The 16,642-nt window shown below is 37.6% G+C and carries 14 protein-coding genes; 11 read left to right on the top strand and 3 right to left on the bottom strand.

Going from position 1 to position 16,642, the window contains the following annotated elements; translation table 11 throughout:
* The 4 genes from PWP26_RS05815 to rimO all read left to right on the top strand — a co-directional run.
* Window positions 1-986, top strand: a 986-nt coding sequence (locus PWP26_RS05815) for a murein L,D-transpeptidase family protein (protein WP_301399218.1), incomplete at its 5' end; no start/stop codon positions are given.
* A gap of 2 nt (window positions 987-988) precedes the next feature.
* Complete coding sequence (panC, locus tag PWP26_RS05810) at window positions 989-1,837, top strand: pantoate--beta-alanine ligase (protein WP_038061974.1); 849 nt, start codon at window positions 989-991, stop codon at window positions 1,835-1,837.
* Window positions 1,838-1,852: 15 nt separating this feature from the next.
* Window positions 1,853-2,218: an aspartate 1-decarboxylase gene (gene panD / locus PWP26_RS05805; protein WP_038061977.1), complete on the top strand. Its 366-nt coding sequence runs from the start codon at window positions 1,853-1,855 to the stop codon at window positions 2,216-2,218.
* Window positions 2,219-2,223: 5 nt separating this feature from the next.
* On the top strand, window positions 2,224-3,510 hold the full coding sequence (gene rimO / locus PWP26_RS05800) for a 30S ribosomal protein S12 methylthiotransferase RimO (RefSeq protein WP_301399220.1): 1,287 nt from the start codon (window positions 2,224-2,226) through the stop codon (window positions 3,508-3,510).
* Here the strand turns inward: rimO and hslU are convergent.
* From hslU to PWP26_RS05785, 3 genes are all read right to left on the bottom strand, one after another.
* On the bottom strand, window positions 3,500-4,828 hold the full coding sequence (hslU, locus tag PWP26_RS05795; RefSeq protein WP_301399215.1) for an ATP-dependent protease ATPase subunit HslU: 1,329 nt from the start codon (window positions 4,826-4,828) through the stop codon (window positions 3,500-3,502). The two genes, rimO and hslU, sit on opposite strands and share 11 nt — an antisense overlap.
* A complete protein-coding gene (gene hslV, locus PWP26_RS05790) occupies window positions 4,825-5,352 on the bottom strand; it encodes an ATP-dependent protease subunit HslV (protein ID WP_038061983.1) in 528 nt (175 codons plus the stop codon). The genes hslU and hslV overlap by 4 nt, the downstream gene beginning before the upstream one ends.
* Before the next feature lie 136 nt (window positions 5,353-5,488).
* The gene (locus tag PWP26_RS05785; RefSeq protein ID WP_367652120.1) at window positions 5,489-6,529 is read right to left on the bottom strand and encodes an alcohol dehydrogenase catalytic domain-containing protein; all 1,041 of its coding nucleotides are present in this window, start codon (window positions 6,527-6,529) and stop codon (window positions 5,489-5,491) included.
* A 281-nt stretch (window positions 6,530-6,810) separates the two neighbouring features.
* Here PWP26_RS05785 and PWP26_RS05780 point away from each other — a divergent pair, with 281 nt between their 5' ends.
* Genes PWP26_RS05780 through PWP26_RS05750 form a run of 7 tightly spaced genes read left to right on the top strand, consistent with a single transcriptional unit; the run spans window position 6,811 to window position 16,642 of the window.
* Window positions 6,811-9,027, top strand: coding sequence for a TonB-dependent receptor (locus PWP26_RS05780; RefSeq protein WP_301399210.1), 2,217 nt, complete (start codon window positions 6,811-6,813; stop codon window positions 9,025-9,027).
* On the top strand, window positions 8,997-9,992 hold the full coding sequence (locus PWP26_RS05775; protein WP_028843057.1) for an ABC transporter substrate-binding protein: 996 nt from the start codon (window positions 8,997-8,999) through the stop codon (window positions 9,990-9,992). The genes PWP26_RS05780 and PWP26_RS05775 overlap by 31 nt, the downstream gene beginning before the upstream one ends.
* Window positions 9,979-10,980 carry an iron ABC transporter permease gene (locus PWP26_RS05770; protein ID WP_028843044.1) on the top strand — a complete coding sequence of 334 codons (1,002 nt, stop codon included), beginning with the start codon at window positions 9,979-9,981 and terminating at the stop codon, window positions 10,978-10,980. The genes PWP26_RS05775 and PWP26_RS05770 overlap by 14 nt, the downstream gene beginning before the upstream one ends.
* The gene (locus PWP26_RS05765; protein WP_022855299.1) at window positions 10,980-11,750 is read left to right on the top strand and encodes an ABC transporter ATP-binding protein; all 771 of its coding nucleotides are present in this window, start codon (window positions 10,980-10,982) and stop codon (window positions 11,748-11,750) included. The genes PWP26_RS05770 and PWP26_RS05765 overlap by 1 nt, the downstream gene beginning before the upstream one ends.
* Before the next feature lie 10 nt (window positions 11,751-11,760).
* Window positions 11,761-14,166, top strand: coding sequence for a cobaltochelatase subunit CobN (locus PWP26_RS05760; protein ID WP_200870705.1), 2,406 nt, complete (start codon window positions 11,761-11,763; stop codon window positions 14,164-14,166).
* The gene (locus tag PWP26_RS05755; RefSeq protein WP_200870706.1) at window positions 14,166-15,635 is read left to right on the top strand and encodes a cobaltochelatase subunit CobN; all 1,470 of its coding nucleotides are present in this window, start codon (window positions 14,166-14,168) and stop codon (window positions 15,633-15,635) included. Before PWP26_RS05760 ends, PWP26_RS05755 begins: the two co-directional genes overlap by 1 nt.
* On the top strand, window positions 15,632-16,642 hold the full coding sequence (locus PWP26_RS05750; RefSeq protein ID WP_022855300.1) for an ATP-binding protein: 1,011 nt from the start codon (window positions 15,632-15,634) through the stop codon (window positions 16,640-16,642). The genes PWP26_RS05755 and PWP26_RS05750 overlap by 4 nt, the downstream gene beginning before the upstream one ends.

Here is a 16,642-nt window from a genome sequence, read left to right as displayed (position 1 = left end):
GTATTTCTTTAGTCATTTTTTATTATATAATAAACATAAAAAATTTTTTGTCAAACTTTTTAACTAAAAATCTTTTGGGCTCTGATAAACACCTCAATTTTTTAAAAGTTATGGACAAAAAAACTTTTAGTTTGAAGATAAAAAACAGGTTTTTAAAAGTTTTTTTATTTTTGTTGATAACCTTATTGATGACAAGCTCAGGTTACGCTTTAACACTTTTGATAGACAAGGGAGAAAGAACCTTAAAGGTTTTAGAGAATCAGAAAATACAAAAAGTTTATCCTGTAGGGTTGGGGTTAGAGAGCCTACTTCCTAAGGAAAAAAGGGGGGACTTTTTAACCCCAGAAGGCCTTTATAAGATAACTGACATAAGACCTTCTAAAAGCTTTGGTTATTTTATAGAAATAAACTATCCTAACTTAAACGACCTTGGATGGGCCTATTACAAAGGGTTTATTTCTAAAGAACAGTTGGTCGTGTATTTGGAAACCTTTTTAGCTAATGGTAAAGTAGAACATACGCCTTTAGGAAGTAAGATAGGAATACATGGGGGTGGTGTTTATAAGAAAGAAAAGGGGAAGAAGGATTATTTTTGGACTCAAGGGTGTATTGCTTTGGAGGATAGAGATCTGAGGGACCTTTTAACTAGGATTTCTGAAGGGCAAAAGGTAGTTATCTTAAACTCACGAAAGCCTCTTTATGAAATATTAAAGAAACTAATTTATCCTGTTAGGATTAAGCCTTTGGATTTTTTGGAAGGTGAGTTATATTTAAAATTAAATGATTATGTATTTTTAACCTTTGCCCTTAGAGAAACCTATCAAGGAGCTCGGTATTTAGAGATAAAAAAATGGGTGCAAGGGGAACTTAAAGAACAGATAAGGAGTGACGAGTTTGGTAAGGTTAATCGAGAAGCCCAACTTAAAAACATCCTTTTAGAAAATTTAGAAAATTTATTAAATCCTTATAAAAATCTGGAGTTTTAGCTATGGTTGAGGTAATAAAAACCATCCCTGAGATGAAGGCCAAGGTTAAAGAGCTAAAAAAACAAGGGTATAAAATAGGTTTTGTACCTACGATGGGTTATCTGCATGAAGGCCATCTTTCTTTGGTAAGAAAGGCCAAATCCCTTGCGGATAAAGTAGTAGTAAGCATTTTTGTTAATCCTTTACAGTTTGGCCCAAGAGAAGATTTTAGAGAATATCCAAGGGATTTAGAACGCGATTTAAGCTTGTTAGAAAAGGAAAATGTAGACGTGGTTTTTGTACCTTCAGAAGAAGAAATGTATCCCTCGGATTATCAAACCTATGTAGAGGTAGTAAACCTGACTGATAAGTTGTGTGGAGCTTTTAGACCAGGACATTTTAAAGGAGTTACCACGGTTGTGTTAAAGCTTTTTAACATCATACAGCCTGATATAGCCGTTTTTGGAGAAAAGGATTATCAACAACTTTTGGTTATAAAACAGATGGTAAAAGACTTAAACCTTGATATAGAAATTGTTGGTAGCCCTACTGTAAGAGAGCCAGATGGACTTGCGATGAGTTCAAGAAACATTTATCTATCTCCTAAGGAAAGAGAATCTGCGGTAAGTTTAAACCGGGCGCTTGAACTTGCTGAAAAATTAGTAAAAGAAGGAGAAAAAAATCCTGAGAAAATAAAGAAAACCCTTTTTGAATTCTTAAGAATGCATCCTTACTTAATAGTTCAGTATATAGAGATCGTAGACCCAGAGACTTTGGACCCGGTAGAAGTAATAGAAAAACCTGTGGTTTGTGCGATCGCTGCTTATGTAGGGAAGGCAAGACTTATAGATAATAGATTGATAAAACCTTAAATCCGAGGGGAGGTGATGCTGATAAAACTGCTAAAAAGTAAAATTCATTTAGCCACGATAACTGATAAAAATTTGCTATATGAAGGTTCGTTAACCTTAGATAAAGAACTTATCAAAAAAGCTAATCTTAGACCTTTTGAAGCTGTATGGATTTACAATATTAACAACGGGATCAGGTTTGAAACCTATCTTATAGAGGGAGAAAAAGGCGAGGTGGTTTTAAACGGAGCAGCCGCAAGGTTAGGCGAGATCGGAGATAGGATTATCATAGCCTCTTATGCTTGGGTCCCTGAAAATGAGTTAGAAAGCTTTTATACCACTTTAGTTTATTTAGACGAAAAAAATCAGGTCTTAAATCTTAAAAAGGTTTCTTCTTATTGAAACTCGTGAGTGAAAAAAGACTGAGGATCTATCCTGTAAGCCTTGGTTGTGCCAAAAACAAGGCTGATTTTGAAAAGTTACTTGCCCTGTTGATTAAACAAGGGGCAGAAATAGTTCTTGTTCCTGAAGAAGCAACCCACTTTTGGGTTAATACCTGTGCTTTTATTAAACCGGCGGTAGAAGAATCGTTAGAACATATTTTGGATTTAGGGGAGATTAAAAAACAAGGGCAATCCCTTATAGTTTCTGGTTGCCTAACAGGAAGATACGGTGCAGAAAAGTTAAAAGAACTTTTACCTGAGGTAGACGAATTTTACGGGATAGAACCTTATCAGTATTTTGCTAAACAAGAGCCGTATGAAAGAATACTAACAGAAAATCCCTTTTATGCCTTTTTAAAGATCTCAGAAGGTTGTAATAGAAACTGTGCTTATTGTACCATCCCTCAGATAAGAGGGCGTCTAAAAAGTAAGCCTGTAGATTTATTGCTAAAGGAAGCCGAGTTTTTACTTACCCTTGGGGTAAAGGAACTTATCTTGGTAGCTCAGGACATAACTTCTTATGGTTTAGACCTAAAACCAAAAGTAGATTTAGTAAATCTGGTTAAAACCCTGAGTAAACTTCCTTTTGAGTTTAGGATAAGGTTACTTTATCTTTATCCTGTGCCTAACCTAAAAAGATTGCTAGAAGACTTTTTATCCATACCTAAGGTAGTTCCTTATTTTGACCTCCCTATCCAGCATGCTCATCCAGAGATTTTAAAAGCCATGAGAAGGCCTAATCACATAGAGTCTTTGGCAGAAACTATATTTTATCTTAGAACGGTAATCCCAGAGGTTGCGTTCAGGACTACGGTGATGGTTGGTTTTCCTGGGGAAGGAGAAAAAGAGTTTGAGTTCCTTTGTAATTTTTTACAAGAGATTGAGTTTGATTACTTAGGGGTATTCCCTTTTTATCCTGAAGAAGGTACCTTAGCTGAAAAACTTCCAGCTAAGGTCCCTTACAGAGAAAGGTTAAGAAGAAGACGGGAAGTTTTGAGACTACAGAAAGAGATTTCTAAAAAAAGGTTAAAGTTAAGAAAAGGGAAGGAAGAAGAGGTACTTTTGTTAGGGGAAGATGAAAAAGGAAGATTTTGGGGGATATCTAAAGCTCAAGCCCCTGAGGTAGACGGTATCACTTATCTTCTTTTGCCTAAAGGCTCAAAACTTAATTTAACTCCAGGAGAATTAATCAAAGGAAAGGTAAAAAAGTCAACCACCTATGATCTATATGTCGAGCCTATTATAAAATAAACTTTGCCAACTCTTGATCTTGTATAATATTTTCTAATTTTTCTCTTACATATTCTGGGGTGATTACTACTCTAGTAGGTGCGATATCTGGGGCCTCAAAAGAAATGTCTTCTAAAACTTTTTCCATTACGGTATAAAGTCTTCTTGCACCGATGTTTTCCATCTTTTGATTAAGTTCAAAGGCAACTTTAGCAATTTCTTCTATAGCTTCTGGAGTAAAATCTATCTCTACTTGTTCAGTAGCTAACAGGGCTTTGTATTGTTTGATGATAGCATTTTCAGTTTCAGTAAGGATTCGGATAAAATCTTCTTTGGTTAAAGGATCCAATTCTACTCTAATAGGAAACCTACCCTGAAGTTCTGGTATCAAATCCGAAGGTTTAGCGATATGGAAGGCTCCACTTCCGATGAAGAGGATGTAATCTGTTCTTACCATTCCATACTTGGTGTTAACCGTAGTTCCTTCTACGATGGGGAGTAAGTCTCTTTGAACCCCTTCCCTTGAAACATCAGGGCCATGCCCTTCTTCTCGACTTGCAATCTTGTCTATTTCATCTATAAAGATGATGCCGTTTGTCTCCGTCCTTCTTATGGCTTCCTTTATTACCTTGTCCATGTCTATAAGCTTAGCTGCTTCTTCTTTGGTTAAAATCTCTAAGGCCTCTTTCACCTTTACTTTTCTTTTTTTAGGTTTAAACGGTAAAATGGTAGAAAGCATATCTCTAAGTTGCATTTCTATTTCTTCTAACCCTGAGGCTGCAAAGATTTCTATGGTAGGAGGTTTTTGGGAGGCCTCAACTTCAATTTCTACATACCTGTCATTTAAAACCCCATCTCTTAGCATTTTAAGAAATTTTTCCCTGGTGAGAGGGTCATATTCTACCTTTGAAGAAATAGGAGGTATAAGAAGATCTACCAACCTTTCTTCTGCTAAAGTTTTTGCCTTTTCTAAAACCTTTTTCTCTTCCTCTTCTCTTACCATTTTAACAGCTATATGGACTAAATCTCTTATCATCGATTCTACGTCTCTACCTACATAACCTACTTCAGTAAACTTGGTGGCCTCTACTTTTAGAAAGGGAGCGTTAGAAAGTTTGGCTAACCTTCTTGCTATCTCTGTTTTTCCAACCCCTGTAGGCCCGATCATCAAGATATTTTTAGGATAGATCTCTTCTTTTAAATCTTCCTTTAACTGTTGTCTTCTCCAGCGGTTACGCATAGCTATGGCAACAGCCTTTTTTGCCCTATCTTGTCCTACGATATACCTGTTAAGCTCTGCTACGATTTCTCTTGGAGTAAACTCTTTTGGCTCATTCATAGCTCTTCAACCGTTATTTCTGAATTGGTGTAGATACAGATTTCTCCTGCGATTTTGATGGCTGTTTCTGCAATTTCTTTGGCAGAAAGCTCAGAATATCTTAGCAAGGCTTTGGCTGCTGCTAAGGCCATCGGACCACCTGAACCTATGGCAACCACCTCTTCGTCTGGCTCTACCACATCTCCTGCCCCTGAGATGAGGAGGATGTGCTCTTTATCACAAGCTATAAGAAAGGCTTCAAGTCTTCTTAAGATTTTATCTGTCCTCCAGTCTTTAGCAAGCTCAACCGCAGCTCTTAAAAGTTGTCCTCCATAAGCTTCAAGCTTTTTTTCTAACCTCTCAAACAGGGTTAAAGCATCTGCGGTAGAACCTGCAAAACCAACCACCACGTTACCTTTATAGAGTTTTCTTATCTTTTTTGCCTTGTGTTTTAAGATGGTGTTGCCAAAGGTGACTTGACCGTCTCCTGCTATGGCTACTTTGCCGTCTTTTTTTACCGCTATCACAGTTGTCCCATGAAACATGTATTTATTTATACCACAAAAATTAAAATTAAAAAGTCCTTATATAGATTATAGTTTTTTGCCTTTAAATTTTTAAGGTTTCGAAAGAAATTTGCAAAGTTAGATTACATAAAAGGATTTAAGGGGGTATAGTAGGTTATATGACAACAGGGTCTTCTATCACTAAGACCTTGGCTCCTTTTATCCTACCTTCTTTAAGTTCCAAAAGGGCCTTGGGAGCTTCATAAAAATGATAACCTATAACCTCTGGCTTAAGTTTTAACCTTTTAGCAAGAGACAAAAACTCTTCAAGGTCTTGACGGGTAATGTTAGCCACAGACTTTATCTCTTTTTCAAGCCACAGGTCTCTTCCATAATCAAGAAAAAGAAGTTTTTCTTTGTCTTGCTCTTCCTTGCGGACGGCGTTTATGATAAACCTTCCGTTTGGTTTTAGGTTCTTAAGGAGAAGTAAAGGACGCCAGACTGGAGTGGTATCGATTATAGCTTTAAGACCCTCAGGTGGAGTTTCTTCAAAGTCTCCTGCCCAATCTGCACCAAGACTCAGTGCATGTTCTCTTTGTTTAGGGTTTCTGGCAAAAACATAGGTTTTGACTTTAGGAAATAGAGCTTTTACCAGTTTTAGGACTAAATGGTTTGAGGCTCCAAAACCAGAAAGCCCTAAGGTTTCTCCTTCTTCACCTTTTAGCTGAGTAAGCTTAAGAGCCCTATATCCGATAGCTCCTGCACAAAATAAAGGTGCAGCCTCCATAAGCGTTAATCCCTCAGGGATGGCAAAGGCAAAAGTTTCTTTTATCTTAAAATATTCTGCATACCCTCCGTTAGCGTCTTTACCTGTGGCTTTAAATTCTTGACAAAGGTTCTCCAAGCCTCTTTGACAATATTCACACCTTTGGCAAGAACTATAAATCCAACCAGCTCCTACTTTATCTCCTATCTTAAATTTTTTAACCTTTGGCCCTACCTCAACCACCTCTCCCACTATTTGGTGCCCTGGAACAACGGGTAAAATGTCTGGTGTAACTCGCCCTTCAATTTCGTCAAGCTCTGTATGGCAAATCCCACAAAAGTAGACCTTAACCAAAATTTCGTCCTCCTTAACCTCTGGAACAGGAAGTTCAACCAGCTTTAAAGAATCGGGTGAGAGGGGCCCAACTTTATCGATTACCCAGGCCTTCATCATTTTTCCCTTCTCCATATCCAACCTCCGTAATCTATGCGTTGTTTTTAAGAATAATATGAAAACTTAGATAATAAAGAGAAGAAAAATCCTTTAAAACAAACATAAAATTATAGTTTTTTTAATCTCATTAAACTTGACAAGGTAATATTTTATGTTATACAAATTTTAAAAATAAACATTTTTACAAAAACTTTTAAAACACATATAAAATAATTTGTGAAAATTTTAAGATTATTTTAAAAAATAGCTATAAAATAAAAGTTTTAGGAGGTAGAGACATGATTTTTCGATTTTGTGTTAAGTTTTTATTTGTTTTGATGTGGATTTTAACAGCTTTTATTCCTTCTTTTGCTGAAGAAAAAGAGACAAAGCTTGAGGAGATTGTGGTAACTGCAACGAGAACTGAGAAAGAGGTGGGATCTGCTCCAGCTTCTGTAAATGTTGTTACAAAGGAAAAGATCGAGCTTAAAGCTCCAAAAACAATTGATCAAACACTTAATGATATCCCTGGGGTCATGGTAAGAAGGGGCAAGGGCTTGATGGATACACGTTCTTTTATTACTCTAAGAGGAATTCCTGAACAAAAAAGAACTTTGATTATGATTGATGGAGTTGTTCTAAATAATCCCTATACTGGAAATGTAAAAATGGGCGGATACTTTCCTGAAGACCTTGAAAGAGTTGAGGTTGTAAAAGGACCTTTTTCCTCTCTATATGGTGGTTATGCGATGGGTGGTGTTGTAAACTTTATCACAAAGATGCCTGAAAAGAGAGAATTTACCTTTAAAACAGGATATGGCTCAAGCTGGGACCGCGGAGAGGCAATGGATGACTTAAGAAGAGTTTATATTTCTTATGGAGATAAACTTTGGGGCAAATTTAGCATATTTTTAAGCTATGGCTGGCAGGGAACAAATGGATATCCCACTGATTTGAATGTCCAGACAACAAAGCCACCAGTAGGAATTACCGGATATGAGGTAACCTCCACGAAAGAGGGTAAAACTGCCTATTTAATTGGTGATAAGGGAGATAATAGGTGGTGGGATGATGGAATAACAATTAAGGCACAGTATGAGTTTACAAAGGATACGAAGATAAATATTTCATTTATGAGAAATCGTTATGAGTATAACTACGATGATCCTCATACTTACTTGAGAAATGCCGCAGGAAATCCAGTTTGGTCTTACGGATCTGTTACAGAAAACTCATTCCTTAATGGTGCTGGAGGAAGAATTCAGAATACCTATGCCCTGAGTTTTGAGACCTCTCTTTTTAAAGACTTAAAGATGAAGCTAAATCTTTCATACCTTGACACAGAAAAAGATTGGTATGTAACAACAAGTTCTGGTGCAAAGTTGGATGGTAGCTGTACTTCAACTTCATGCTATGTATCAAATACTCCAGCAAAAGCTTACATGGCAGACCTGCAGTTTAGTGTTCCACTATTCAACAATCAGATTCTTACCTTTGGTGGTTCTTTCAGACACGGATATGCAAATACAAAAGAAAAATATCTCAAAAACTGGAAGGACGAAAACTTAACAACAACCTTAAAATATGAATCAAAGGGGAAGGATAAGACCTACTCTTTCTTCATTCAGGATGAGATAATGCTTCTTAATAATCTTACTGCTTATATTGGATTCAGGCAGGATTGGTGGAAAACCTATGATGGATATGCTAATGATGTTGGTAAAGCTGGATATCCAAAGGAGTATCCATCAAAGACCGCTTCTTCTTTTAGTCCGAAATTTGCTCTTGTTTATAAACCCTTTGCTATTACAACCCTTCGTGGCTCGATTGGAAAGGCATTTAGACCACCAACAGTATATGAGCTTTACAGAACATGGACTTCTAGGTCAACCATCTACGTTTCCAATCCTGATTTAGACCCTGAAAAAGTTACCTCATGGGATATTGGAGTTGAGCAGAAACTCTGGAAAGGTGCAAAGGTATCCCTGATATATTTTGAAAACTACATGAAAGACTTAATTTATCGTAAAACTGTTAAAATTGGATCATATACCCGGCAGGAGTATGTCAATGTTGGAAAAGCTGAATCTCGTGGAGTTGAGTTTGAGCTTGAGCAGAAATTTGAAAATTGGTTTAGAGTTTTCGTAAATTTCACCTATACAGATTCTGAGATCAAAGAAAATGAGGCAAAGCCAGAAACTGTAGGTTGCAGATTGACATATACTCCATTATGGAAGGCAAATATAGGAGCTGAGTTTGAGAAATCCGGTTTTCAAGTATTTATCATTGGTAGATATGTTGATAAGTGGTATGGTAATGATGACAATTCAGACAAAGAAAAAAATGTTTATGGTTCCTATGATCCATACTTTGTCGTTGATGGAAGAATTGCATATCAGATAACTAAGTTTGCAAAGCTTAGCTTCTCAGTTGATAACATATTTGACAGAAAATACTATCAATACTACAGAGCACCGGGAAGGTCATGGTTCGCCGAGCTTACTTTAAAGTTTTAGTAATATTAACAACATTTTTAATGGTAGGGGTAGTTCATGCCTCTACCATAACTATAACTGACAAGCTTGGAAGAAAGGTAAGTCTTAAAGTCCCTGTTAAAAGAGCAGTAGTTGTCATTTCATATGAGCTTATACCTGCATTGAATTTATGGGATCAGGTTGTAGGTGTGTCTCGCTGGGCAGAGGAAAACTGCGGTTTGTATAAAGCATTTGTAAATGAGAATCCTGCACTTAAGAAACCTTTAGTTGGTGCTGGAAGTGATGTAAATGTGGAGGCTGTGTTGAAACTTAATCCTGATGTAGTAATTACATGGACATACAATCCTAATACAATAAGATTTCTTGAACAAAAGGGAATAAAAGTAATTGGAATATATCCTGAAAGTCTTACAGAGCTTTACCGGGATATGAGAATGCACGGAAAGATTTTCGGTAAAGAAAAGAAAACAGAAGAAGTAATAAAAGAAATGAACAGAATATTCAAACTTATTGAAGACAGAGTAAGTAAAATACCCTCAGATAAGAGAAAAAAGGTAATCCATCTTGGAGGAACTCCAACAAGGGTTTCAGGAGTATTGGGAGTTATTAATGATTTAATAAAAATTGCAGGAGCAATTAATCCTGCAGGCACAATCATGCAAAGAAATGTTGATGTTTCAGTAGAAAAAATAATTGAGTGGAATCCGGATGTAATATTCATCTGGGGTTCTGCAGGATATGATGAATCCTGGCTCTACCATAATTCCCAGTGGAGGTTCATAAAGGCAGTAAAAAACCGTAAAGTCTACAAGCTTCCAAGGTGGTCAACATGGTCGCCAAGACTAGCACCAATTGCTCTTTACATGGCTATGAAGATTTATCCTGAGTATTTTAGGGACATTAACTTTGAAAAGATAGCTGATGATTTTTACAAAAAAGTGTTTGGAATATCTTACTATAAAGTGAAGCGGTATGAAGGGTATTAAAGCGATAATGATAATTTTTTCTCCTTTACTTGTCTCTTGGATTGCTCTTTTTCTTGGTGCCTACGAGATTACGCCATTCATGGTTTTAAAGATTCTTTTGAATGAGACATTTCATATCTTTGAAATCGGAGATATACCTGAAAAGGCAATAATTATTGACATAAGACTTCCGAGAGTGATCCTTGCCGGATGTGTAGGTGCCTCACTTTCAGTTTCAGGAGTAACCCTTCAGGGTATATTCAGAAATCCTCTGGTTGATCCATTTATCCTCGGGATTTCAGCAGGTGCTGCCTTTGGATGTGCCCTGACTATCGGATTTTTGAGTGTGCTTCCTGTTCAGATTATGGCTTTTTTATTTGCCGTGCTTGCCGTAGTCATTGCTTATACAGTTGCGAGGGTGCAGGGGGAGGTGTCCCGTCTCCCTCTTATTCTTTCTGGAGTGATAGTTTCAGCCTTTTTTACAGCAATGGTTTCAATAGTCAAATTTCTTGTTGACCCTCACAAACTTCAGAGCATCGTTTACTGGCTTATGGGAAGTTTCTCTCTTGCCGACTGGAAAGCTGTAAAAATTGGAGCAGCTGGAGTTTTTTTTGGAGTTTTGCCTATTTTTTTAATGCGATGGAGGCTTAATGTAATGAGTATGGGAGAAGAGGAGGCTAAGGCACTGGGAGTAAACATAAAGAGGGAGAGACTACTTTTCATAGGCTTTTCAACTTTTGCTGTAGCTGTGGCTACATCTCTTTGTGGGATCATAGGATGGGTTGGTCTTATCGTGCCTCATCTGGTAAGAATGCTTACAGGGCCTGACCATAGAAGCCTTGTTCCACTTTCTCTTTGTGCAGGTGCTGCCTTCATGATTGCTGCCGATACTATTTCAAGAACTCTTACAAGTTTTGACATACCTGTAGGAATAGTAACAGCCCTTACTGGTGCACCATTTTTCCTATACCTTATGAAACATGGGGGTCAAGAAGCCTGGGGTAAGTGATGCTTAGCGTAAAAAATATTTATTTCAAGCATAAAACAACCGGAAGGGAAGTTTTAAAGGGTGTAAGTTTTGATGCTCTGGATGGTAGCATTACCACAATTCTTGGCCCAAATGGTTCAGGGAAAACCACACTTTTTAAATGCATAATCGGACTGTGGAAACCTCATAAAGGCGAGGTTATGGTTGATGGTGTTTCTGTAGATAAGCTTTCTTTCAGAAAAAGGGCAAGGATTTTTTCGGTGGTTCCTCAGGAGCATGAACCTCCTTTTCCCTATTCAGTTTTTGATGTGGTTTTGATGGGCAGAGCAAGCTATGTTGGAGTTTTTTCATCTCCTGGTAAAAGAGATTATGAAATGGCTGAAGAGGCTTTAAAAATAGCTGGAATTGAACATTTAAGAGATGTGCCCTACACAAAAATAAGTGGTGGAGAGAGACAGCTTACCTTGATTGCAAGAGCTCTTTGCCAGAATGCTCCTGTGATGTTACTTGATGAGCCGACCTCACATCTTGATTTTAGAAATCAGATAACTCTGCTTAAAAAAATCAAGGAAATTGCAGGACAGAGAAAATTGACTGTTGTTATGACCCTACACGATCCAAATCTGGCAGGTATTTTTTCTGATAAGGTGGTTGTAATTAACTCAGGAACCAAGGTAGCAGAAGGAAGTCCTGAAGAAGTTCTTACAGAGGATTTGATTAAAAGAGTTTATGATGTTGAGGTAAGAAAAACTCAGATTAACGGACGAAGTATAATATGTCCTGTTTTGTAGGAGGATTAAAATGCTCAAAATAGTTTCCATCGTTTGGCAGAGCTATTACAATGCAGTTTTAAGAGCATCAAAAAGTATTAAAGAGTTTAAGATAAAAGTCTACTCAGCAAGAGTCCTTGACTCAAAACCTGAGAGGCTTGATGAAGTCTTGAAAGAGATTAAAGATGCTGATATTTTATTTCTTTATCGTTCAACAGAACCAGTTTGGGAAGAGATAGAAAAAACAATAAAGAAAGAGGGTTTAAAAGCAAAAATAGTATGCCTTGGGCATGATCCTTCTTACTGGATGCTTTCCAATGTAGACCATAAGATTGTGCATAAAGCATATAAATATCTCGTGATAAATGGGGAAAAAAATATTAAAAATCTATTTCTCTTTCTTGCTAATGAGCTCACCGGTTTAAATATTCTTTATGATGAACCCGAAGAAATTCCATGGGAAGGGCTATATCACCCAAGGGCAGAAATCATTTTTACTGATGTTGAGGAATATCTCAGCTGGTATCAAAGATACAAACCTCATACATACGGAAAAAATCCCACAGTTGGAATACTTTTTTCGAGGCATTACTGGATAAACGGTAATACCGAGGTTGAGGATTTGCTTATTGAAGAGCTTGAGGCAAAGGGATTTAATGTAATCTCAGCGTTTGCCTATTCTGTAAAGGATAATGCTTTAGGAACAAAGGGTAGCGGAGAGGTAATATTAGATTGGTTCTTTGATGAGCATGGTACACCAAGAATTGATATTATGGTGAAGCTTATCTCCTTTTTCTTGGGAACTAACAGAGAAAAGACAATAGATAACACTGAAGTAGCCGCAGATGGAGTTGAGATTCTGAAAAGGCTTAATGTGCCGGTTATTTCACCCGTCTCTTCTTATTATAAAACAATTGAAGAATGGGAAAAGGAAGATTTAAATCTTGATATTGGTTGGTCTATTGCGCTTCCTGAGTTTGAAGGAGTCATTGAGCCAGTTATTATTTCTGCGCAAAAAGAAGGCTCTGAAGATGAAAGGATAAAAGTCCCAATAAGAGAAAGGGTGAAAAAACTTGTAGAAAGGATTTCTCGATGGGTTGAGCTTAAAAAAACTCCTGCCCATGAAAGAAGGGTTGCCTTTATACTTCACAACAACCCATGTGCCTCTGTTGAAGCAACGGTTGGCTCAGCTGCTTATCTTGACAGCATTGAAAGTGTAGTTGAGATTATGAAAAAGATGAAAGAATCTGGCTACAATGTTGATCCACCTGAGAACGGAAAAGCCTTGATAGATGAGATAATGAGTAAAAAGGCAATTTCAGAGTTCAGATGGACAACTGTTGAAGAAATCGTTGAAAAAGGTGGTGTTATTGCTTTAGTTGATAAGGAAAAATATCTTGAATGGTTCAATGAACTTCCTCCCAAGACCCGTTTAAAAATGATTGAGGCATGGGGAGAGCCTCCAGGGGAACACAAAAATGAAATACCTCCTGCAATGGTTTACGATGGAAAAATCGTAATCACAGGGCTTAGATTTGGAAATGTTTTGGTTATGGTTCAACCAAAAAGAGGATGTGCAGGAGCAAGATGCGATGGACAGGTCTGTAGAATACTTCACGATCCCGATACACCACCACCTCATCAGTATGTGGCAACGTATAAGTGGCTTTCCCGTGAGTTTAAAGCTCATGCAGTAGTTCATGTAGGCACTCATGGAAATCTTGAATTTTTGCCAGGTAAAGGGGTTGCCCTTTCTCAAGCCTGTTTTCCTGACATTGGTATTGATACAATGCCTCACCTTTATATTTACAATGCCGACAATCCACCTGAGGGTACCATCGCCAAGAGACGCTCTCTGGCAGTTCTTGTTGATCACATGCAGACTGTCCTTACGGAAGGAGGACTTTACGATGAACTTTTAGAGCTTGACAGACTCCTTGGTGAGTATGAAGAGGCAAAGAAAAAAGAACCTGCAAGGCTTCATGTTCTTGAACACTTGATAATACATGCGATTACCAAATCAAAGCTTGACAGAGAGATAAAAGTTTTATGGCAGGGCAAGAAGATTTCACTTTCAGAGTTAAGCCATGATGAGCTGCATCAGATACCCTTTGAGAAAATTGTGGAAGAAGCGCATGCAAAGCTTTCGCTTATTAGAAATACCCAGATCCAGGATGGTATGCATGTTTTTGGCAGGGTTCCAGAGGCAGAAAGAAGGATTGATTTTATTTATTCAATTCTAAGATACGATGCAGGAAGTGAAGTTTCACTGAGAAAAGAGATCGCAAAATTACTTGGATACGAGCTTTCAGATCTTGTTTCGAATCCTCAGGGTTTTGATCCTGAAAAAGGCAAATCCTACGGTGCAATTTTAGAAGAGATAGACAGGATAGGCAAAGAAGTGATAAAAAAAGTTTTGTTTCAGGAGGTTAACTGATGGAAATTTTAAAGAAGATTGACTGGCAAAGACCAGAATGGAAGGCAATAAAGGAAAAAATTCTTGAAATTAACAGAAAGATTGAGGAATCACGTGAGATAGAATCTTTACTTCATGGACTTTCTGGAGGGTATATTCCTCCAGGTCCTTCAGGATTGATAGCCCGTGGAAGGGATGATGTTTTACCTACAGGGAGAAACTTTTACAGCCTTGATCCCCACAGAGTTCCTACAAAAACTGCCTTTGAGATTGGTAAAAGACTTACTGAAAAACTTATTGAAAAGCATGTTACTGAAGAGGGGAGATATCCAGAAAATGTTGCTATTTATTGGCAGTGCTCAGACATCATGTGGGCAGATGGAGAGGGTATGGGTCAGATTATGTATCTTTTAGGAGTAAAGCCTATATGGCTTTCCAATGGAAGGGTCAAAGGGTTTGAAATAATTCCTTTAAATGAGCTTGGTAGACCCCGCATTGATGTCACCATCAGGGTCTCAGGTATTACAAGAGACAATTTCCCGATGTGCATCGAACTTATAGATGAGGCCATACAAGTAGTTGCCTCTTTAGATGAGCCATTGGATATGAATTTTGTTCGCAAGCATACTTTAGAGTTAATTGCTCAAAATGAAGTTGACTTTCGTTCAGCAACATTAAGAGTTTTCTGCTCAATGCCTGGTACCTATCAAGCAGGGACTCAGCTTGCTGTTTATGCTTCGGCATGGAAAGAAGAAAAAGACCTTGCGGAAGTATTTCTTTACTGGAATGGATATGCCTACGGAAAGGGAATCTGGGGTGAAAGCAAGCATAAAGAGTTTGCCCAGATTTTAAAAAGCGTTGATATTACTTACAATAAAGTAGTATCAGACGAGTACGATCTTTTGGGATGTTGCAGTTATTTTGGAACTTATGGAGGAATGACAGCTGCAGCAAGGCATTTAAGTGGTAAGGAGGTAAAAACCTACTATGGAGATACAAGAAATCCTGACCATGTAGAGGTAAGAACACTTTCTGATGAGATAAGACGTGTGGTAAGGACAAAGCTTCTAAATCCAAAATGGATTGAGGGAATGAAGAGACACGGATATAAAGGTGCTGGGGATATTTCAAAAAGAATAGGAAGAGTCTATGGTTGGGAAGCAACAACTAAAGAAGTTGATGACTGGATATTTGATGACATAGCAAGAACATTTATCATGAACGAGGAAAATAGAAAATTTTTTGAGGAACATAATCCATGGGCGATGGAAGAGATTGCCAGAAGACTTATTGAGGCGATGGAGCGCGGATTGTGGAATCCTTCCGAGGATGTAAAAGAGGTCTTGAAGGTATTTTATCTTGAAATTGAAGGCTGGATAGAAGAAAAAATGGGAGATATTAAAGGGGATTTTCAAGGAGGTTCAATTGATGTTATAACAGCAGAAGAGGTAGAGTTCTGGAAAAATAAAATGAGAGAGGTAATAAAATGATATTTCCATTTACTGCTATTGTCGATCAGGAAGAGATGAAGCTTGCATTAATTCTTAATGTGATCGACCCAAGCATCGGTGGAGTACTTATTATGGGTGAAAAAGGAACTGCTAAATCAACAACTGTTCGTGCTTTGGCTGATTTACTTCCTGAGATAGAAGTGGTTAAGGGTTGTAGATTCAACTGTTCCCCGGAAGGGCCTTTTTGCAGTGATTGTTTAGAAAAAATTAAAAATAACGAAACATTAGAGTTTGAAAAAAAGAAGATGAGAGTGGTTGAGCTTCCACTTGGAGTAACCGAAGACAGGGTTGTTGGGAGCCTTGATATTGAGCATGCAATAAAAAAAGGCGAAAAACGCTTTGAGCCAGGTATTCTTGCAGAGGCCAACAGAAACTTTCTTTATATTGATGAAGTGAATCTTTTAGAAGATCACATTGTGGATTTACTCTTGGATTCTGCAGCGATGGGAGTAAACACGGTCGAAAGGGAGGGGATCTCCTTTGTTCATCCTGCAAGATTTATTCTTGTTGGAACCATGAACCCTGAAGAAGGAGAACTCCGTCCACAACTTCTCGACAGATTTGGACTGTGTGTTTTTGTTAATTCATTAAAAGAAAAGAGTTTAAGAGTTGAAGTACTTAAAAGAAAAGCCGAATTTGATGATGATCCTGAAGGTTTTTTAAAAAAATGGGAACCTCATCAACAAAGCCTTGCCGCAAGGATCATAAAGGCAAAAGAGAATCTTAAAAACGTAAAAATTACTGAAGACGCTCTCTCTAAAGTTGTTGAGATTACTTCTCAATTAAATCTTGATGGTCATAGAGCAGACATAGTGATGTTAAAAGCTGCCCGTGCTCATGCAGCGTATAATGAAAGAAAAGAGATTATTCCAGATGATATTAAAAAAATTGCGCCTTTAGCTTTAAAACACAGGCTTAAAAGACTACCTTTTGAAGAAATCTCAACAGAACTGGAAAAGCTTAACGAAGTTATTACACGAATATAG

The sequence above is a fragment of the Thermodesulfobacterium sp. genome (genome assembly GCF_030445475.1).
Taxonomy (GTDB): Bacteria; Desulfobacterota; Thermodesulfobacteria; order Thermodesulfobacteriales; family Thermodesulfobacteriaceae; genus Thermodesulfobacterium; species Thermodesulfobacterium commune.
Note: the sequence above shows the minus strand (reverse complement) of the source record. Positions and strands in the feature narration are given on the sequence as shown.

What these genes read in the sequence shown, in the direction of transcription:
- PWP26_RS05760 (WP_200870705.1), top strand. Translation starts at nt 11,761, where the DNA reads ATGCTCAAAATAGTTTCCATCGTTTGGCAGAGCTATTACAATGCAGTT.
- hslV (WP_038061983.1), bottom strand. Translation starts at nt 5,352, where the DNA reads ATGTTTCATGGGACAACTGTGATAGCGGTAAAAAAAGACGGCAAAGTA.
- PWP26_RS05755 (WP_200870706.1), top strand. Translation starts at nt 14,166, where the DNA reads ATGGAAATTTTAAAGAAGATTGACTGGCAAAGACCAGAATGGAAGGCA.
- PWP26_RS05765 (WP_022855299.1), top strand. Translation starts at nt 10,980, where the DNA reads ATGCTTAGCGTAAAAAATATTTATTTCAAGCATAAAACAACCGGAAGG.
- PWP26_RS05750 (WP_022855300.1), top strand. Translation starts at nt 15,632, where the DNA reads ATGATATTTCCATTTACTGCTATTGTCGATCAGGAAGAGATGAAGCTT.
- PWP26_RS05785 (WP_367652120.1), bottom strand. Translation starts at nt 6,529, where the DNA reads ATGAAGGCCTGGGTAATCGATAAAGTTGGGCCCCTCTCACCCGATTCT.
- hslU (WP_301399215.1), bottom strand. Translation starts at nt 4,828, where the DNA reads ATGAATGAGCCAAAAGAGTTTACTCCAAGAGAAATCGTAGCAGAGCTT.
- PWP26_RS05780 (WP_301399210.1), top strand. Translation starts at nt 6,811, where the DNA reads ATGATTTTTCGATTTTGTGTTAAGTTTTTATTTGTTTTGATGTGGATT.
- PWP26_RS05775 (WP_028843057.1), top strand. Translation starts at nt 8,997, where the DNA reads ATGGTTCGCCGAGCTTACTTTAAAGTTTTAGTAATATTAACAACATTT.
- panC (WP_038061974.1), top strand. Translation starts at nt 989, where the DNA reads ATGGTTGAGGTAATAAAAACCATCCCTGAGATGAAGGCCAAGGTTAAA.
- panD (WP_038061977.1), top strand. Translation starts at nt 1,853, where the DNA reads ATGCTGATAAAACTGCTAAAAAGTAAAATTCATTTAGCCACGATAACT.
- PWP26_RS05770 (WP_028843044.1), top strand. Translation starts at nt 9,979, where the DNA reads ATGAAGGGTATTAAAGCGATAATGATAATTTTTTCTCCTTTACTTGTC.